An 18,960-nucleotide genomic window follows, 5' to 3' on the forward strand; every position below is an offset into this window, starting at 1 on the left:
CCACTCTTATTTACAATGACTAAACTTGGCTAGCAAGCTTTTGCATTGCGCTCAATTCATATGCACGTACTTTACGTGGAATGAAGCGGCGAATATCCATTTCGTTATAACCAACTTGAATACGTTTCTCGTCTAGTAAGATAGGGCTTCTCAACATACGTGGATGTTGTTGGATCAAGTTGAATAAATCTTGAATGGATAATTGATCAATATCAATATCAAGATTTTTGAAATCATTTGAGTTTGTAGCGATGATTTCATCTGTCCCATCTTCTGTCATACGTAAAATATTTTTAAACTCAGCTAACGATAAAGGCTGAGATGTAATGCGTTTTTCATTATATTGAATTTCATTTTCTTTTAACCATTTGATAGCTTTTCGTGAAGAGGAACAGCTAGATTGTGTATAAATTGTAACTGTCATATAAACTCCTCGCTTTCGTTTGTTTGATAATTAGCTTATCAATAAATTATTAACTTTATATTAATATCTTACTTGTAAGATAATGATAAGTCAATAGTTATTGGGTAAATCCTTTTTTTGTGGAACCTTATTAATATTTGTAACCTTTTCTCTAACAATATATACGTTTTGCCCAAGAAAAAGTTTCAATTATACGAAGAAAAATCTGGATTTTAAATCATTGAATTGGCACAAAACTAGAATTTCTAAATTTGATACAAATTAATCCTACTAATGATCATTTTTTTTGAAGGATTTGTGACAAGGGTGTCAGGATGAAGGATGAATGATAGAGCCTGATTATTTTCATCTTAATGAAAGGTGGGGGAAATCTTACTTTAATTGATGAGAGGAGACTGAAAAAAGTTGCTCTACTCCAGGTAGGAATCATATCGCACAAAAAAATCGAGCCCCTAAACAAGGGGCTCGAGTCACCAAACTTCTCTTATAAATCCGTCTTTCCAGTAGTAAACCAATCCTGAACGTTCCAAACCTTTGTTACTAAGCCTTCATAAAACTCAGGTTCGTGGGATACTAATACGATTGTTCCTTTAAACTCTTGCATCGCACGTTTCAGCTCATTTTTAGCGTCAACGTCTAAGTGGTTTGTCGGTTCGTCAAAGATTAACCAGTTTGCTGGATCCATCATTAATTTACATAGACGCACTTTTGCTTGCTCGCCCCCGGATAGGGAGTTTAATGGACGTGTAATATGATCCGTTTTAAGACCTGCTTTTGCTAAAGCTGCTCGAACTTGAGCTTGCTCCATACTTGGAAATGCATTCCATACGTCATCGATAGGTGTAATTTTGTCTGCCTTTACTTCTTGTTCGAAGTAAGAAGGAGCTAAATAATCGCCTAAAATTACTTTTCCACCTAAAGGTTGTACCTTACCTAGCATTGTTTTCAGTAATGTAGATTTCCCTACACCATTCATGCCGACTAGGGCAATTTTTTCCCCACGTTCAATTGTAAACGTAAGTGGCGGTAATAATGGCTTTTCTTTATCGTATCCAATGACTAAGTTATCTGCTTCAACAATGAAACGACTTGGTGTACGTGCTTCTTTAAATCCAAATTCTGGTTTAACAGCAGTTTCAGGGCGATCAATACGCTCTAAACGATCTAACTGTTTTGCACGGGATTTTGCACGACCAGTTGTAGAGTATCGCGCTTTATTTTTCGCAATGAAATCTTCTTGTTTCTTAATAAACTCTTGTTGCTTTTCATAAGCATCAATATGTTGACGTTTATTAATTTCCGCAAGCTCTAAGAATTTCTCGTAAGTCGCAGTATATCGAGTTAATTTTGAGAATTCTAATTGGAAAATGACATCTACAACTTCATTCATAAATTCTGTATCATGTGAAATCAATAAGAAGGCATGTGGGTAGTTCTTTAAATAATTTTTCAACCACGTAATATGCTCTTCATCTAAGTAGTTTGTCGGCTCATCTAGTAACAATACTTTTGGTTTTTCAAGTAATAGTTTTGCAAGCAATACTTTCGTACGTTGTCCACCAGAAAGGGCAGCTACATCTCGTTCAAGTCCAATAGCATCTAAACCAAGTCCGCGTGCAACCTCTTCAATTTTCATATCTAAAGAATAGAAATCACCTGCATCTAATGCATCTTGTACTTCTGCCATTTGCTCAAGCAAATCCTCTAATTCTTCAGGAGTTGCTTCTGCCATTTTTCCAGTAATTTCATTTAACTCTTCTTCTTTTTTGTAAAGAGGGAGGAAGGCGTCACGTAATGCGTCACGCATTGTACGACCTGCAGTTAACACAGTATGTTGATCTAGATAACCGTAATGTGTTCCTGGAAGCCACTCAACACGGCCAGTATCGTGAATAATTTGACCTGTAATAATCCCCATTAATGTAGATTTCCCAACACCGTTTGCACCGACGAGTCCGATATGATCTCCCTCAACAAGACGGAATGACACGTCTTTAAAAAGGGTACGGTCACCAAAAGAATGACCTAAATTGTCGACTGTTAAAATTGCCATTTATATATGATCCTCCAATAATTTAAATTAAAATGGGGTAAAATCTAGTAACATGCAAGCGTCATGAACTAAGATCACTCGTAATAATATCCATAAAAAAACTCGCGGGCTTACAACGCCGCGAGCTGTTTATTCAGTTCTGCTAGTTGTTTTTCCATTTTTTCAAGGCGTTCAACTGCTTGTGCTACAGAACCAGCATGACCTGTTTGTTCAAGTTTTTCCATATCACCTTGTAAATTTATGTAATCCATTTTTAGTTCTGCAATTTTTTGCTGAATCTCGGATTTACTAGTCATCAAAAGACGCTCCTTTAAACGTTAAATTCTTATTTTGCTACGAATATTGTATCATACGAAAGGAGGTTATACATTAATTTGATGAAGTTGAATATTTCAGAAATGAAAAAATGGCTAGAAACTTCGAGATAGCTTTCTATTAACTAAACTTCAATGTAGCCTGATATTATTCGCATTAATGTGACCTTTGCTTTAAAAATAAAAGGAGCTTGAGCAGATGTGAAATTTTTAAAGAAAAGTCACTAATATCAAGATTTTGATAATAATTTATAGTTTGAAAAATGAGTTTCCATTCCGACCCTGTAAGTAAGTGTTAGCCACACTCCAGAAACCGCGGCCTACCACTGTAAGCCGCGCAAAGTCTCCGGAACGTTTAGAAGGACACATTCTATGTGAGCGGTCCTTACACAAAGCCGGGGGCAAAAACGCCACGTCCTGTGGCATTGCCCCCATGACCAAGCACGCGCGCGGCCTCAAAGACAAGTCGAAAAGACATGTTTTAACATGGCTTTGCGGCTTGTGTGCTTAGACCGCTCTTTAGCAAAAACTTTATTAGAATTTCTATTAGAATTTATTAAAATGAAACGTAAAAAAACACCATTTTCCTCTTGAGAAATGGTGTTTTGGGTTTTGTCCTAACCTCTTCATCTATTCTATAAATCTATTAAATATAAAGTCCAAAAAAGCCTAATATAAACCAGCAATAACCACTTAATTCATCGAGATCCTGTCCAATCGAAGAACCTGAATTTTCTATTTAATTTAGAATGACACTATGTTGTGACGCTCATAGGCAAAGTCTAATATTAAAGATTTTAGCACATCATTGTTTTCTGTAATTTCAAGTTCAATTTGCTTACGTACCGAACGTTCACGCCTTGCCTCGTGTAGTAATAATTCCATAACCGCATTTTGGATATTGGATTGTTTCATTTTACGGCCCAAGCCTAAATTAATGAAACCATTGTGTTCCCTTGCAAAGGCATTGTTTAACTCACGTTCATTTTGAGCAGCTGTAATACATGGGATACCAACAGCCGCCACTTTGTATGGCGTGTAGTTTGCGTTACAGATGACAATATCCGCTTCACTTAACAATTTTTCAAGGGCTTGGTCATCTTTAACAATTTTCGTATTACGTCTACTTAATACCATCATTTGTAGGTCCTCAACAGAATGACGATATTCGCGATCAATTGCAACAGATACCTTTAAAGGTATTTGCAACTGTGTTAGATGACGTAAAGTACGATATGTTAAGTTGTTTTCATCGCCATCTTCATAAGCCACAACAATATGTGGTGGGGAAGATAATTCGTTTGAAACGCGAGCCTCCGCAATCGCTTTAAGCTTGTCCGTAACAGCAAAGGCATAACTGCCAGATAAAATATTCTCCGCTGTTGTTTCACGGACTTCTTCAAATAATGAGATCACATTACAATCTGCTAGTAGTCCACCTTCACCAAAATCATCAAAATGAACAAGCATTTTACAATGTGGACGTAACTGTTCTACTTGTTCAACCAATGTATCTTTACCATCCTGAACAATCAAATCGGGTTGAAGTGAACGAATCTGTTTTGCTAACTCCCCAAGGTGATCGTAAAGAATTGGCGATAATTGCGCATCAGTAAAGATTTGAATGGCCTCATCAGAAGTTGTCTTTAAAAAGATATATACGTTTTCTTCGCCAAGTAGTAGTTTAGCGAGTGTTGCGACACGTTCGAGTGGATAAAATCCTCTTACAGAATCATGTTCCACAATAAAAGCGATTTTCTTCTTCGTAGTTGGTGTTTTTAATTCATTCTGCATATAATCCCATCCTTTCCCAGGTCCAATACTAAAATATGGTGAAAAATTAGAAAGTATGTGTAAAAATAAACATTATTACGTCTATGAGATAGACTTAGTTTTTGAATTGTATGCAGTCAGTTGGGAAAAAATGAAAGGTTGTGCGAAATTAGTGGAAATGCGTTCAGCAATTGTGGTAGGAGCAACAGGGTTAGTCGGTTCAGCGTTAGTAAAATTGCTATGCGAAAGTGAAGAATACATAGCTGTGACAGCTATTACTCGTAGAAAACTAGACTATGAACATCCTAAGCTAATAGTGAAAATTTGCTCTTTTGATCAATTAGAAGAGGCACATATTGAATTTGCCGATGAACTATTTTGCTGTTTAGGGACAACTATAAAAAAAGCAGGTACACGCGAGGAGTTTGAGAAGGTTGATGTTGAGTATCCACTAAGAATTGCTTCACTTGCTAAAAAAAGAGGGATTGCACATGCTATCGTGATCTCTGCGATGAGTGCCAATGAAACCTCATTATTTTACTACAATCGGGTAAAAGGAAAACTCGAAAAAGAGTTAATAGAATTGCAGTTACCTAAACTTTCGATTGTTAGACCATCCTTATTAGTAGGAGAACGAAGTGAATTTCGCTTTGGTGAAAAAATGGGGGAAGCGCTATTAAGTGTCTTGAATCCACTTTTAATTGGACCCTTAAAAAAATATCGTTCCATCCAATCAAACCAAGTTGCTCTTGCTATGTTAGCAATTGCGCTATATGGCAAAAAATCACCGGTAACCATTTACGCATCACATGAATTAGCTAGAATACATATGCCAGAACCACAAGAAGAACAACCCGTTACCAGAGAACAACTCTTTAATTGGGATAAATTCAAAGAAGAGGATATACCACCAATTGATGAAGAGATAGTGTTTGACCAATCTAAATTACAAAATATTAAAAGGCTCCAGGATAGAAAAGAAGAATAGGAGTTTCATCTCGTTTTTGGAATGAAAGCATGACAAACGCAAATACTAGCTTCAATACTTAGTGATATTGACGTTAGTCTTGTAAGAAGGAGATGGATTATGCTTGACTCCGTATTATTTCAAATAGCTATGATTATAACGATTGGGGTTTTATCCCAATGGATTGCATGGCGTTTTCGTCTTCCAGCGATTGTGATCATGTCCTTGGCCGGATTAATCATTGGACCTTTCTTTGGATTATTTAGCCCTCAGGAAACATTCGGAGAAATTTTTAGTCCTATTATTTCATTAGCAGTTGCCATCATTTTATTTGAAGGTAGTTTAAGTCTTGACTTCCGTGAAATACGAGGGTTTCGGCATTCTATCGTTCGTATATCAACAGTAGGAGCCTTAATCGCTTGGCTTTTAGGTTCCTTAGCAGCCCATTATTTGGCTGGGTTATCACTAGATGTTGCCTTTGTTATTGGTGGTCTATTTATCGTAACAGGACCAACCGTCATTATCCCATTGTTGCGCCAGGCAAAATTAAAAGAACGACCCGCAACGATCTTGAAATGGGAAGGAATCGTAGTTGACCCATTTGGAGCCTTAGTTGCGCTCTTTGCAATGGAAGTAGTTTTTTTTAGAAATCAGATGATATCTGGAACGTCACTTCTACTGTTTTTTGGTGCATCTGTTCTTGCTGCAGTAATTGGAGCTGGCGTCGGCTTTTCAATTGGATGGTTACTCGAACGTGGGTACATTCCAGAATATTTAAAATCGCCAATTGTTCTTGGCAGTGTTCTGTTGGTATTTGTACTATCAGATGCAATTATGCATGAGACAGGACTCTTGGCTGTAACTGCAATGGGGATCGTAATGGCCAATATGCATCTTTCTTCATTACGAGACTTATTACACTTTAAAGAAAACATCTCCGTCCTCCTAATCTCTAGTGTATTTATTATGCTTACCGCCTCATTATCCATCGATACGCTACTTGAAATCTTAAATTGGCATATGCTTGCCTTCGTATTAGCAATGATGTTTGTTGTGCGTCCATTATCTATTTGGTTATCCACTATTGGAGTAGGGTTAACGAATAAAGAGCGTACATTAATTGGGTGGATTGCTCCAAGAGGGATTGTAGCTCTAACCGTTTCAGGTTTCTTTGCCGATGTGTTAGTTAAATCCGGATTTGAAGGTGCAGAAATTATTACAGCGTTAACGTTAGGCTTAGTATTTTCTACCGTCCTCGCGCATGGATTTTCAATTGGATGGTTAGCAAAAAAATTAGGTTTACAGGCTACCGAAGAGTCGGGAGTGATTATCGTTGGAGGAGGTTCATTCACTGCTGTACTTGCTGAAGCAATTCAATCATTCGATAAACCTGCACTCATCATGGATCGTGAGTGGGGAAGGTTATATAAAGCAAGGCAACTAAATATAAAAACCGCAGTTGGAGATATTTTAAGTGAGCATACCGAATTCTCAGTTGATTTAACCCCTTACGAAACTTTAATTGCTGCGTCAGGTGAGGATGCATATAATGCACTAATTTGCCACCGTTTCCTACCTGAATATGGACGTGAGCATATTTACCAAACGCCAATGCATACTGGTGACCCAAGTGATTACAGTAAAACACTTGGTGGAAAGACATTCTTGGACCAGGGATACGATATTCATACGTTAAACCATTTAGTAGATGAAGGATATACGATTCGGAAAACGACATTAACGGAGCAATACACCTATTCTGATTATGAAGAAGATCAGAAGTCTCAAACAACTATTCCTTTGTTTGCTGTGGATCAAGACAACAACCTTTTCTTCTTAGAAGACAATAAGAAGCGATCCCTAGATGGGGTAACGATTGTGAGTTTAACATCGCCAATAAGAAAAATCATAAAAGCGATTGAAAAGGCTGGGAACAGTGAAGTTTCACCATCAACCGACGAAAATGTCTAAATTCCGACAAAAGTATGAAATTTACTCTTTTTAATCCTAGTTGGCTACTACACAAAAGTTGCATCTGTTACAATTACGGATGGAATTAGAAATAGATGGAGGAATCAGCATGAAAATTCTACTCGTTGATGGGACGATGTTTGGCGCAAAAACTGGCGCAGTTTTGCGACAAGTTGAACAATATATTAAGGAATTTAACAGTGACTTAGAGCTTGAAATACTATATTTCTCGGATTTAAAACATCAAATTTTGGACGGTAGTCCGTTAAATGAAGATATGAAAATGATGATTCAAAAATTTGAAGAAGCAGATGGTTACATCATTTCAACGCCAATTTTCCAAGCATCTATACCAGGGGTGCTAAAAAATGCATTTGATATGATTTCGCCAAAAGCTATGCGATATAAGCCAGTTTCAATTGTAGCAAACGGTGGCACTTCTCAACATCATTTAGTGGTTGAGAATCAATTAAAACCTATTCTTGATTACTTCCGTTGTTTAGTCACTCCAAACTATGTATATACACAAAACTCTCACTATGATGAAAATAATCACATTATCGATCAAGATATTCACGAACGTTTACGTGAATTAGCTCGCGTATTCGTACAATACTGCAAATTAAGTGAATCCTTACCAAAAACACCAATCGATAATCATTAATATGATGAAAAAGGGACTACTCTTCCAGTGACGAAGGGTAGTCCTTTTTTATTAAAGAAACTGTTAATTCTACTTAAATGTAAAGCCAGTGTAAAAATTAGGTTAAGTAATCTTGAATCTTATTGAATAGATGATAGATATTGTCTATATTAACCTGTATATACATTATGTCTGGCCATTTAAAAATTAAAAATTATTAATGGAGTCTTTTAACTATTGTTGAGGCGGTGTAGTAAAAGTGAATTTGCAGCAATTAAAAGTATTTGTTCAAACAGTACAACTAGGAAAACTGAGTGTAGTAGCCGAACAACTTAATATAAAACAGCCTACTGTGACATTTCATCTAAAATCTTTACAGGAAAAGATTGGGGTTCCGCTATTTGACGATACACAAAGTAAACCTTGGCTGTTAACAGATGCGGGAAAAGACTTCTATTATTATGCATTGAAAATTGTGCACCTTCTAGAAGAGTCAGAGCAGGTAATTGACCAATATCGGAATAATAAAAAAGGGAAGCTTCAACTTGGAGCTAGCCAAATTACGGCTTCTTATTTATTACCGCCTGTACTTGCACAGTTTCAAAAAGAAAACGAGGAAGTTTATATTTCATTAGATGTAAACAAAACTCCGTTAATTATTGATAAAGTGAAAAGTTATGAACTAGATTTAGGAATTATTGCATTTGGTGACTTATATGACCGGGATTTAAGCGTTGAACGGTTAATTGAGGATGAACTCGTTCTTGTTATGCATCCAGAGCATCCATTAGGAAATCAGGAAATAATTGCACCTGAAGATTTAACGAACTATCCTTTTATGCTCTTAGAAAGGAAATCTGTTAGTCATCTTCTAGCTGATAAATGGATGTATGCCAATAAAATTGAATTAAACGTAAAGATGGAAATCGGATCGATTGAAACAATCAAGGCAGCCGTAGAGATTGATAGTGGACTAGCAATCTTGCCAAAGATTACAGTTGAGAAAGAACAAAATGAGGGACGATTAAAGATAAGGCCTTTACCTAATTACGAAAATGAAAAACATATTTATCTAATTTATCGTAATGAACAACACATGAATCCTATGCTTCAAACATTTATTAATTATTTTAAGGAAATGTTCAAACCACTAGTAGGTGTCAATTAGAATAGAGGCCGGGACATAAGTAGAATTTTTAAGGAAAGCCACTATTATTTTTAGTAAGATATTGTTTATAGTTTAACAGCAATAAGTGTTAGCCATTCTCCGAAAAAACGCGGCCTACCACTGTAAGCCGCGCCAGTTTCCGGAAAGTTTAGAAGGACAAATTTTATGTGAGCGGACCTTACACAAAGCACAAAGACAAGTCGTAAAGACACGTACCACGTGGCTTTCCGGCTTGTGTGCTTAGTCCGCTCTCATCGGATACTTAATAGGATTCATTATTAGAATTAACAGCAAAAAAACATCAGTTTCTCATTTTGAGAAACTGATGTTTTTTGGATTTGTCCCAGCCTCTTACTATAAAAAGAGCGCCCAATTAGCGCTCTAAATTTTTATATTGTAGCCTCAGTTGACTCTTTTTCCTTTTCAGGTGTCACAAGGGCAAATCGTTCCCATTTACGACTTTTCCATCTAAACAATACAATAATTGCACGTGTCCACTCATCTGCAGAAATCGCTAGCCAAACCCCGACTAATCCTAAATCAAAGACAAACACTAATAAATAACCAAGTGGTAAGCTCATACATACCATCGATAAAAATCCTATTTTTACAGGGAATCGAGCATCCCCAGCGGCACGCAATGTATTGATAATTGTAATGTTAATGGTACGTCCTGTCTCAAGAAAAATACTTAGTAAAAGGACAGAAGCACCGATTTTAATTACTTCTGGATTATTAGTAAACAGGTCCACTAAAGGTACACGGAACACCATGACAATCGCTACCATCACAAGTGTTGCAATAATCGCTATTTTTACACTAAGCCATAGTTGTTTATATGCCGCATCTTTTTCACCTGCACCAACATAACGACCAACAATAATGGAGGTTCCCATCCCTATTGCCAATGCAAAAAGGTACGTAAACATTGAAATATTATTTGCATACTGTCTAGCAGCAAGTGCTTCTGAACCAAGATATGTTACGTAATATAAGAACACGATCTGACAAACTTGATATAGAATTTGTTCAAGGGCACTTGGTAGACCGATATATAAAATCTTTTGAACATACTCTTTTGATAAAGTTAAGAAATCGTTCATTTTTACTTTAATCTCTAGCGCTTGATAATAGAGCCAGAAGAACACAAATACCGCAATTAGTCGGCTGACAACTGATGAAATCGCGGCACCTTGGACACCTAACTCAGGTGCACCGAAGTGACCAAAGATTAATACATAGTTTCCAACAACGTGAATAATGTTCATCCCAAGGGAAACATACATCGTTTGCTTTGTAAGTCCATGTACACGGATTACGGCAGCTAAAGAATTAATCACTGCTTGAAGGAAGATCCCGCCACCAACAATAATTAAGTAGCCTTGCGCATATGTAAGTACGTCACCTTGTAAATTCATCATTACCATTAGATGATTTGAAAAGACAAGAAACACAACAGACATTATTAAGCCGACACATAAGTTTAACGACACGGCTAATGCTGAAATTTTAGTTGCCTCCAAGTATCGTCTAGACCCGAGATATTGAGATACCACAATTGCAGCACCATTCCCGACAACCTCTAAAATTAAGATGGCGATATGAATGTATTGGTTGGCAGTCCCAACACCTGACACAGCATCATCCGATACAGCACTTAACATGAATGTATCGGCAAGACCCATCAACATAAATAAGAAAATCTCTAAAAAGATTGGCCAAGTTAAATGAAACAAACTTAAACGATCTTTAGGATTTTGAATTGCTCCGCTCATGTTACTCCCGCTTTCTACTATAATAAATTTCTCCAACTCTTCTATACTAAGCTTTCAACAATAGGATAAGCTCCAATATTAAACACAAAAAAATCCGAGTACACAAACTCGGTAGTTTTAAATGCTCTGTTTGATTTTACATATGATCCATATAGTCAAAAACAGAACAATTAAGGATTTGAAAATAAAAACTATATTATCACAAGAGTAGCGGGAAAAGGAGATTTTTTTTACTTTTAACAAAGATAATAAATTATTTCCAATTTAAAATCTCTTATATCCATTATTCCAGACATCAGCATGTATTTTTCTTGGCAGGGAACTAATTCGTATAGGTGTTTGTATAATATGGATGAGGGGGTGGGGAAAATCGGATTTCATTTGTACGATACGGTTCATCTTGTATGGATTGTCGGTATTGGGATTTTTACGTTCATAACGGCCTTATGTTATCTCCGGACAACGAATGAAAGGTTAATAGGAATGAATAAAGTATTTGCTATTACACTAATTGGTTTAGAAATGACAAAAAATATTTATCTTCTAATTGTACTGGATACGTTTAGCATAAAAGATTTGCCCTTGCATTTATGTAGTTTCTCCATGTTAATAATTCTCTTGAATGCTTTTAAACCTTCCACACTCAATTCAGAATTGTTATATGCACTCGTTCTTCCTGGTGCACTTGCAGCATTGTTGTTTCCAAACTGGACGACAATACCTACATTTTCTTACCTTCATAATCACAGCTTTATTTACCATGCGATGTTAATCCTATATCCTTTTTGCTTACTCTTCTGCGGGCGTATAAAACCGAATTATCGTCAGTTGCCGAAAGTCTCAATATTTTTAATAGCGCTCGCGACTCCTATTTATATTTTCAATAAGCTATTTTCTGTGAATTTTATGTTTCTTAACGCTCCATCTCCAGGTTCACCGCTTGTATATTTTGAAAAGTGGCTAGGGAATCCGGGGTATTTACTTGGCTTTGCTGGGTTGATTGCCTTTGTCTGGTTTCTTATGTATGTGCCATTTTTCATTAAAAATCAGCAAATCGATAAATGACTCTTTAAACATGAAAAAGAACTTCGCACCCGAAGTTCTTTTTTAATTATCCTAAAGCTACGTCTAAAATCATCATAATCGTAAAACCAAGCATTAAGCTCATGACGGCAAGATCTTTATTTCCTTCCTCTTGAGAACTTGGAATAACCTCTTCAGTTACTACAAAAATCATTGCACCGGCTGCGAACGCTAGTGCCAAAGGTAAAATTGGTTCAATAAAGGAAACGGCAAGAAATCCAATGACTGCTGAAATTGGTTCGACCATACCGGAGAATTGGCCAAACATAAAGCTCTTTCTACGGGTATACCCATCTCGAAGAAGAGGCATAGAAACAGCTGCACCTTCCGGGATATTTTGTATTCCAATTCCGATTGCCAATGCCAGTGCGCCGGCTAATGATGCGGAAGGGGAACCCATCGCAACCGCTCCAAATGAAACACCTATTGCTAAGCCTTCGGGAATATTGTGTAGTGTAATAGCAAGAACTAAGAGTGTGCTTCTTTTTCTTTGCTTTGGACGAATTCCTTCTGCCTGTGACATTGGTGCATTTGGATGTAGATGGGGCAACAATTTATCGATTGACGCTATAAATGCTCCTCCAAGAAGGAATCCAATTGAAACTGGAAGCCAAGCCGGAAGACTTCGGGTTTCAGCCATTTCTAGGGCAGGAGAAAGTAGAGACCAGAAACTAGCAGCAATCATAACACCTCCTGCAAACCCTAGCATGCCATCTAAAAACTTTTGATTAAACGTTTTTGTTGTGAATACTAAGGCTGCTCCGAGTGCCGTCATACCCCATGTAAATAACGTTGCAATGATTACTTGGAAAATTGGATCAAGTCCTAAAATAAAATCAATCATATAAACACCCCATTTTTACTACGCAATTTTCTGTTTTGACAAAAAGTTTCCTTAGGTAAAAATATAACTCCATACTTTGTAATAGTCAAAATATGTTTTTTATATCAGGATTAGTTATGCTTTTACATATTTTTTACAAATGATAATTAGCTTTCTTGTTTAACAAGAAAAAAAAGAGGAGGCAAAATTTTTTATCTCCATATTTTTTCTAGAGATTGGTTATTACTAGAAAAGATAGGAGTGAGTTTTAGTGAGCAGATATCCAACAAAAGTAGCGACAAGCTTTTTTGTTGTTGTTTTCATTTCAGAGTTATTTTTAATTTTCTATTTATACAAGATAACCATAAACCTCGTGATAGAAGAAGAGTATTCACGTTTATTAGAATATGGTGCAAATCATCGAGATGTGCTTGTTGAAAATTATTCCCCTCAAACAATCCGGCATATTGTTTTGATGGAAGAGGAAAAGGACCGGGATATCATCATTACGGATCAGACAGGAGAAATCATTCGTAGTTCAGAAAATATAAAATTACTCGAAAACAACCTTCCATTAGTTAAAGATATAAAAGAAGAAAAAGATCAAATGCTGATTACTGATTGGAAAACCTCTCCGTATATAGTGAGTGTGCACCCTTATGAAGTTGATGAATCAATATCGGGCTATGTGGCCATGTTTCTAGGAACGAGTTCCATTCATCAAATGGTGAAAATGGTCAATACTTATTTTGCAATTGCTGGGGCATCTAGTTTAATCATTCTATTGATGATGTACATTGTTTCATTAAAATTATTAACACGTTTTGCAAAAAGAGAAGATGTAAATGAGTAAGCAATGTCTCAAAAGAAGAGCCATCGTATTTCCACCATATAATTGAATGGATTATTCTACTCATCTACTCAATCCTTGTTACAATTAAACTTAATGTAAAGCTTGTGTAATCTTTCTCTCTATAAGCGTGGAGGATTAGCGCCAAGCTAATAAGTGAAATGAGGTAGATCTTTTGTTAAAAGCAATGATTTTATTTGTGTTAGCTGGGTTAGCTGAAATTGGTGGGGGTTATCTTATATGGCAGTGGCTAAGAGAGGATCGGCCAGTAGTTTGGGGACTTATTGGAGGAATTGCTTTAGTATTGTATGGAATCATCGCAACATTCCAATCATTCCCATCCTTTGGCCGAGTATACGCTGCCTATGGAGGAGTCTTCATTGTCTTGTCGATTTTATGGGGCTGGGGGATCGATAAAAAAACACCTGATTTATATGATTGGCTTGGTGCTGTGATTTGTTTAGTTGGAGTAGGGGTAATGCTTTTAGCACCAAGACAATAGTAATCACTACATAATTAAAATGAAGAAAGTATATATTAATTTGAGCAGGAAAAAATATTATTTCAAATGCATTGACATACCCCTTGAGGGTACCATATACTGTGTGTAAGAAGTGGAGGTTGATGAAACTGGAGAATGAAATTCAAGAAACAACAGAGTCTCAAGCGCATTGTAGAAAAAGTCATCATCCAGAACCAATAAAAAAAGATTTAACAAATCGACTGAATCGAATTGAAGGTCAAATTCGTGGAATAAAAGGCATGATTGAAAAAGATGTATATTGTGATGATATTATTACACAATTAGCTGCCACTCAATCCGCATTAAACAGCGTAGCCAAAGTTCTTTTACAAGGACACTTAAAAGGATGCGTGGTGGATCGTCTATCTGAAGGTGATGAAGAAGTACTTGATGAATTACTCGTAACCATTCAAAAGTTGATGCGTAAATAGAGGAATTTAAAAGTTGAGCAAGAACATGATTAGGCAAAGATTGTTTAATATTTTTTTTAATCAAAATATACCCCTATATAGTATAAAAACATAAAAGGAGAAATCGAATATGGAAAACGTAACATTAAACGTAAAAGGTATGTCTTGTGGTCATTGTGTGAAAGCAGTAGAAGGTAGCGTTGGTGCATTAAAGGGTATTGAAAAAGTTGCTGTAGACTTACAGGCAGGTAAAGTAAATGTTGAATTCGATCAACAACAAGTAACGGTTGATCAAATTAAAGAAGCAATCGACGATCAAGGATATGACGTTGAATAACTTGATGTATTGAGAAGAACTTTCACTTCCCACAAGGAGGCTATATTTTTAAAGTCTCCATAATTGTAAATTATTAACTTAAGTGTTATGAATAGATGGTAATCATCTATCAATAACACTTTCTTTTACAAATTTCATATACCCTTACGAGGTATATTTTAATAGAGGTGTAATTCTATTATGACAAATATGGCAAAGCAAACGAAAGAAGCGAGTCTCCAAATTACCGGAATGACTTGCGCGGCTTGTGCAACAAGAATTGAAAAAGGCCTCAACAAATTGGAGGGTGTGGAAGAAGCAACGGTGAACCTCGCCCTTGAAAAATCAACAATTAAATATGACCCGGAAAAAGTAACGGAAAAAGAGTTTGAAGAGAAGATCCATCATCTTGGATACGGGGTCGTCAAAGAGAAAAAGGAATTCGCTATTACAGGGATGACCTGTGCGGCTTGTGCGACAAGAATTGAAAAAGGCTTAAACAAAATCGAAGGGGTTTCCCTTGCTACAGTTAACTTAGCACTCGAAAATGCAACGGTAGAATATAATCCTTCAGATGTTTCCGTATCAGATATTATCGCGCGTGTAGAAAAGTTAGGATATGGTGCACATATTAAGAATCATGAACAAGATGCAGTCGATTATCGTGAGCAAGAAATCAAAAAGAAAACACGTAAATTCATCATATCAGCTATACTTTCTTTACCACTATTATGGACGATGGTTGGGCATTTTTCATTTACATCGTTCATATACGTACCTGAATTATTAATGAATCCCTGGATTCAAATGATTCTGGCTACACCAGTTCAATTTATTATTGGCTGGCATTTTTACGTGAGTGCCTATAAAGCTTTACGAAATCAAAGTGCAAATATGGATGTTCTAGTCGTGATGGGTACATCTGCAGCTTACTTTTATAGTGTTTACCAGGCGTTCCTTGCAAATGGTGATCTTCATCATATGCCACAGCTTTATTTCGAAACAAGTGCGGTATTGATTACCTTAATTTTATTAGGCAAACTTTTTGAGGCAAGAGCAAAAGGGCGATCTTCAGAAGCCATTAAAAAATTAATGGGCCTACAAGCAAAAACCGCACTTGTACTTCGAAATGGGGTGGAGAAGGAAATCCCACTTGATGAAGTAGTGGTAGGCGATACCATTCTCGTTAAACCGGGTGAAAAAATCCCAGTTGATGGTGAGGTTATTGAAGGAAACACAGCGATTGATGAATCAATGTTAACAGGTGAAAGTTTACCGGTCGATAAATCAATTGGTGATATTGCCTTTGGTTCAACTATTAATCGGAATGGTTTTATAAAAATGAAAGCAACAAAAATCGGTCGTGACACAGCTTTATCTCAAATCATTAAAGTGGTGGAAGATGCACAAGGCTCTAAAGCTCCAATACAACGTTTAGCTGATAACATTTCAGGGATCTTTGTTCCAATCGTTATTGGAATTGCATTAGTTACGTATATGATTTGGTTGCTATTTATTACTCCAGGTGATTTTGGTTCTGCTTTAGAAGCGTTAATTGCGGTCCTTGTTATTGCGTGTCCTTGTGCCCTTGGTTTAGCAACACCTACATCCATTATGGCTGGATCAGGTCGTGCTGCAGAATTTGGCATTCTCTTTAAAGGTGGCGAATATCTAGAACAAACTCACCACATTAACACCGTTGTAGTGGATAAAACAGGAACAGTGACAAATGGTAAACCGGAGTTAACAGACGTATTAGTTGCTGAAAATTTAAGTGAACGTATTTTCCTATCATTTATTGGATCAGCTGAGAAACAATCTGAACACCCCTTAGCAGAAGCAATTGTAAAAGGAATAGAGCAACAGGGCATCAAACTTCGTGAAGTAAAAGAGTTCGAAGCTCTTCCAGGCTACGGAGTAAAAGCAAAGGTAAACCAAAAGGAAATATTAGTAGGAACACGTAAATTAATGGATATCTATGGAATTGATATTTCACAAGTTTTACCTGTCATGGAAGCATTCGAAGCGGAAGGGAAAACAGCCATGGTTGCAAGCATTGATGGGGAATACGCTGGCCTGGTCGCTGTAGCTGATACGTTAAAGGAAACTTCGAAAAAGGCAATCCACCGACTTCAAAATATGGGAATCGAAGTTATTATGATGACAGGTGACAACGAAAGAACTGCTCGAGCAATTGCTGAACAAGTTGGGATCTCGAAGGTTATTGCGGAAGTTTTACCAGAGGGGAAAGCGGAAGAAATTAAAAACCTTCAAGCTTCAGGTAAAAAGGTAGCTATGGTTGGAGATGGCATTAATGATGCACCAGCCCTAGCAGTTGCCGATATTGGGATGGCGATTGGTACTGGAACTGATGTTGCTATGGAAGCCGCTGATATTACATTAATTCGGGGCGATTTAAATAGTATTGCAGATGCCATTATTATGAGTCACAAAACAATGAGAAACATTAAGCAAAATCTATTTTGGGCATTCGGCTACAACGTACTTGGCATACCAATTGCAGCAGCTGGTTTCCTCGCACCGTGGGTAGCTGGCGCAGCAATGGCTTTTAGTTCAGTATCTGTTGTGTTAAACGCCTTACGCCTACAAAAAGTGAAATTAGATAAATAAAAAGGGAGAAACGATGAGCGGTAAAATGCTCATCGTTTTTTTACGCTCTTTAGGGGGGATGAAGAGGAAAATCGGGTGAGATAGGATGAAAAGCCTCTTCATCGGCTGATTGATGAAGACCTGATTGTTCCGTATCTAAGCGAGTTTGTGTCTTCATCAGGTTAATGAAGACACTTTTCCTTAGCTTCTAGCCGACTTTTGGTCTTCATCCGCTCAATAAATTTCGAAACACCCAACCAAGACACTCAAAATGAACTTCATCAAACAAATCAGAGGCAGCAGAGTAAGTGAAATTGCATTGCATTTTTCCCAACCAACTAGAAGCTCACATAAGAATACGCCATTCATATTTCTCCCAAAAATAGGCGCTGTCTTTAAATCCTTTTTATGAATAGAAAGAATTTTTATGCTCATCCTTTAAATTAAAGCATGGATTTTTTCAAAGTAATTATTCAAGAAAAAATCTCGACATGTAACTTTAGGAGGATTCGAATGACAAACAAATTTTTTATGATTGCAATGTCACTCTTTGCAACGTTTACACTTGCGGCTTGTGGGACTAACGATACTAATAAAGGTGATACAACGGAAAATGGTACGGATGTCACTAATAATAACGACGAGATGAATAAAGAAGTCGGAGAAAATATGGATGGCAATAAGTATGAAGATGGACAAGCAATTGGTACTACATCGGGTAACATTCCAGAAGGGTTAAAGGAAGCGAAAAACCCAAAATTTGCTGTAGGCGATAAAGTCATTATTAATGCTGCACATATGGATGGAATGGAAGGGGCAGAAGGAACAATCGTTGGTGCATATGAATCAACAGTTTACTCGGTATCCTATACTCCGACTACAGGCGATGACTTTCAAGAAAACCATAAATGGGTCGTGAAAGAGGAAATAGATCCAGTAGATGATAAAGATGTAGCAACGCTTAATCAGGGTGCAGAAGTTATTATTAACTCCGATCGTGAAGAAGGAATGCTAGGTGCAAAAGGAGAAATCGATACGTCCGAAGATACGATTGTATATATGGTTGATTTTAAAGAAACAACGGGTGAAGAGGTAAAGAATTACCAGTGGTTAAAAGAAAGTGAATTATCAGCTCCATAAACAATCAATGTCCATTTAGATGAATCTATTCTGAATGGGCATTTTTCTTTAAAGATTAATAAAAAAGTCGGCTTTATTTTGCCGACTGCATTGATATTAGCATTGTACTAATAATTG

Annotated in this window: 17 protein-coding genes; 11 read left to right on the top strand and 6 right to left on the bottom strand. The window is 36.8% G+C overall.

Annotation, left to right across the window (positions count from 1 at the left end):
* Window positions 1-19 precede the first annotated feature (19 nt).
* The 4 genes from spx to JOD29_RS14410 form a co-directional block, all read right to left on the bottom strand.
* Window positions 20-424, bottom strand: a complete 405-nt coding sequence (gene spx, locus JOD29_RS14395) for a transcriptional regulator Spx (RefSeq protein WP_124763558.1) — start codon at window positions 422-424, stop codon at window positions 20-22.
* A 484-nt stretch (window positions 425-908) separates the two neighbouring features.
* Complete coding sequence (locus JOD29_RS14400) at window positions 909-2,477, bottom strand: ABC-F family ATP-binding cassette domain-containing protein (protein ID WP_124763557.1); 1,569 nt, start codon at window positions 2,475-2,477, stop codon at window positions 909-911.
* Window positions 2,478-2,587: 110 nt separating this feature from the next.
* Complete coding sequence (locus JOD29_RS14405; RefSeq protein ID WP_124763556.1) at window positions 2,588-2,773, bottom strand: SE1832 family protein; 186 nt, start codon at window positions 2,771-2,773, stop codon at window positions 2,588-2,590.
* A gap of 762 nt (window positions 2,774-3,535) precedes the next feature.
* Window positions 3,536-4,585: a PseG/SpsG family protein gene (locus JOD29_RS14410; RefSeq protein ID WP_124763555.1), complete on the bottom strand. Its 1,050-nt coding sequence runs from the start codon at window positions 4,583-4,585 to the stop codon at window positions 3,536-3,538.
* A 55-nt stretch (window positions 4,586-4,640) separates the two neighbouring features.
* On the opposite strand from JOD29_RS14410, the gene JOD29_RS14415 reads away from it, so the two are divergent.
* The 4 genes from JOD29_RS14415 to JOD29_RS14430 all read left to right on the top strand — a co-directional run bounded on the left by JOD29_RS14415 (window position 4,641) and on the right by JOD29_RS14430 (window position 9,313).
* Window positions 4,641-5,552: an NAD-dependent epimerase/dehydratase family protein gene (locus tag JOD29_RS14415; RefSeq protein ID WP_239585733.1), complete on the top strand. Its 912-nt coding sequence runs from the start codon at window positions 4,641-4,643 to the stop codon at window positions 5,550-5,552.
* A 99-nt stretch (window positions 5,553-5,651) separates the two neighbouring features.
* Window positions 5,652-7,502 (top strand): cation:proton antiporter, encoded by a 1,851-nt coding sequence (locus JOD29_RS14420; RefSeq protein WP_124763554.1) that lies wholly within the window; start codon window positions 5,652-5,654, stop codon window positions 7,500-7,502.
* Window positions 7,503-7,611: 109 nt separating this feature from the next.
* A complete protein-coding gene (locus JOD29_RS14425) occupies window positions 7,612-8,166 on the top strand; it encodes an NADPH-dependent FMN reductase (protein WP_124763553.1) in 555 nt (184 codons plus the stop codon).
* A 238-nt stretch (window positions 8,167-8,404) separates the two neighbouring features.
* A complete protein-coding gene (locus JOD29_RS14430) occupies window positions 8,405-9,313 on the top strand; it encodes a LysR family transcriptional regulator (protein ID WP_124763552.1) in 909 nt (302 codons plus the stop codon).
* Between the two features lie 389 nt (window positions 9,314-9,702).
* Here JOD29_RS14430 and JOD29_RS14435 read toward each other — a convergent pair whose 3' ends face one another.
* Window positions 9,703-11,088 carry an MATE family efflux transporter gene (locus tag JOD29_RS14435; RefSeq protein WP_124763551.1) on the bottom strand — a complete coding sequence of 462 codons (1,386 nt, stop codon included), beginning with the start codon at window positions 11,086-11,088 and terminating at the stop codon, window positions 9,703-9,705.
* 348 nt (window positions 11,089-11,436) lie between these two features.
* On the opposite strand from JOD29_RS14435, the gene JOD29_RS14440 reads away from it, so the two are divergent.
* Window positions 11,437-12,153 carry a YwaF family protein gene (locus tag JOD29_RS14440; protein WP_158610522.1) on the top strand — a complete coding sequence of 239 codons (717 nt, stop codon included), beginning with the start codon at window positions 11,437-11,439 and terminating at the stop codon, window positions 12,151-12,153.
* A gap of 46 nt (window positions 12,154-12,199) precedes the next feature.
* On the opposite strand, the gene JOD29_RS14445 is transcribed toward JOD29_RS14440, so the two are convergent.
* A complete protein-coding gene (locus tag JOD29_RS14445) occupies window positions 12,200-13,015 on the bottom strand; it encodes a ZIP family metal transporter (protein ID WP_124763549.1) in 816 nt (271 codons plus the stop codon).
* A 250-nt stretch (window positions 13,016-13,265) separates the two neighbouring features.
* Here JOD29_RS14445 and JOD29_RS14450 point away from each other — a divergent pair, with 250 nt between their 5' ends.
* The 6 genes from JOD29_RS14450 to JOD29_RS14475 all read left to right on the top strand — a co-directional run bounded on the left by JOD29_RS14450 (window position 13,266) and on the right by JOD29_RS14475 (window position 18,843).
* Entirely contained in the window at window positions 13,266-13,847 is a 582-nt protein-coding gene (locus JOD29_RS14450) for a hypothetical protein (RefSeq protein ID WP_124763548.1), read from the top strand.
* Between the two features lie 184 nt (window positions 13,848-14,031).
* Window positions 14,032-14,346, top strand: a complete 315-nt coding sequence (locus JOD29_RS14455; RefSeq protein ID WP_192894196.1) for a YnfA family protein — start codon at window positions 14,032-14,034, stop codon at window positions 14,344-14,346.
* A gap of 122 nt (window positions 14,347-14,468) precedes the next feature.
* Window positions 14,469-14,798: a metal-sensing transcriptional repressor gene (locus tag JOD29_RS14460; protein ID WP_124763546.1), complete on the top strand. Its 330-nt coding sequence runs from the start codon at window positions 14,469-14,471 to the stop codon at window positions 14,796-14,798.
* Between the two features lie 109 nt (window positions 14,799-14,907).
* Window positions 14,908-15,114: a copper chaperone CopZ gene (gene copZ, locus JOD29_RS14465; protein WP_124763545.1), complete on the top strand. Its 207-nt coding sequence runs from the start codon at window positions 14,908-14,910 to the stop codon at window positions 15,112-15,114.
* A 189-nt stretch (window positions 15,115-15,303) separates the two neighbouring features.
* Window positions 15,304-17,724, top strand: coding sequence for a heavy metal translocating P-type ATPase (locus JOD29_RS14470; protein WP_124763595.1), 2,421 nt, complete (start codon window positions 15,304-15,306; stop codon window positions 17,722-17,724).
* A gap of 492 nt (window positions 17,725-18,216) precedes the next feature.
* Window positions 18,217-18,843, top strand: coding sequence for a YdhK family protein (locus JOD29_RS14475; protein WP_124763544.1), 627 nt, complete (start codon window positions 18,217-18,219; stop codon window positions 18,841-18,843).
* The last annotated feature ends 117 nt before the right edge of the window (window positions 18,844-18,960 follow it).

Source organism: Lysinibacillus composti (genome assembly GCF_016908465.1).
GTDB lineage: Bacteria > Bacillota > Bacilli > Bacillales_A > Planococcaceae > Ureibacillus > Ureibacillus composti_A.

Excerpts from the sequence above, each read along its gene's own strand:
- spx (WP_124763558.1), bottom strand. The coding sequence starts at position 424 with ATGACAGTTACAATTTATACACAATCTAGCTGTTCCTCTTCACGAAAA.
- JOD29_RS14400 (WP_124763557.1), bottom strand. The coding sequence starts at position 2,477 with ATGGCAATTTTAACAGTCGACAATTTAGGTCATTCTTTTGGTGACCGT.
- JOD29_RS14405 (WP_124763556.1), bottom strand. The coding sequence starts at position 2,773 with ATGACTAGTAAATCCGAGATTCAGCAAAAAATTGCAGAACTAAAAATG.
- JOD29_RS14410 (WP_124763555.1), bottom strand. The coding sequence starts at position 4,585 with ATGCAGAATGAATTAAAAACACCAACTACGAAGAAGAAAATCGCTTTT.
- JOD29_RS14415 (WP_239585733.1), top strand. The coding sequence starts at position 4,641 with ATGTGTAAAAATAAACATTATTACGTCTATGAGATAGACTTAGTTTTT.
- JOD29_RS14420 (WP_124763554.1), top strand. The coding sequence starts at position 5,652 with ATGCTTGACTCCGTATTATTTCAAATAGCTATGATTATAACGATTGGG.
- JOD29_RS14425 (WP_124763553.1), top strand. The coding sequence starts at position 7,612 with ATGAAAATTCTACTCGTTGATGGGACGATGTTTGGCGCAAAAACTGGC.
- JOD29_RS14435 (WP_124763551.1), bottom strand. The coding sequence starts at position 11,088 with ATGAGCGGAGCAATTCAAAATCCTAAAGATCGTTTAAGTTTGTTTCAT.
- JOD29_RS14440 (WP_158610522.1), top strand. The coding sequence starts at position 11,437 with ATGGATGAGGGGGTGGGGAAAATCGGATTTCATTTGTACGATACGGTT.
- JOD29_RS14445 (WP_124763549.1), bottom strand. The coding sequence starts at position 13,015 with ATGATTGATTTTATTTTAGGACTTGATCCAATTTTCCAAGTAATCATT.
- JOD29_RS14455 (WP_192894196.1), top strand. The coding sequence starts at position 14,032 with ATGATTTTATTTGTGTTAGCTGGGTTAGCTGAAATTGGTGGGGGTTAT.
- JOD29_RS14460 (WP_124763546.1), top strand. The coding sequence starts at position 14,469 with ATGAAACTGGAGAATGAAATTCAAGAAACAACAGAGTCTCAAGCGCAT.
- copZ (WP_124763545.1), top strand. The coding sequence starts at position 14,908 with ATGGAAAACGTAACATTAAACGTAAAAGGTATGTCTTGTGGTCATTGT.
- JOD29_RS14470 (WP_124763595.1), top strand. The coding sequence starts at position 15,304 with ATGGCAAAGCAAACGAAAGAAGCGAGTCTCCAAATTACCGGAATGACT.
- JOD29_RS14475 (WP_124763544.1), top strand. The coding sequence starts at position 18,217 with ATGACAAACAAATTTTTTATGATTGCAATGTCACTCTTTGCAACGTTT.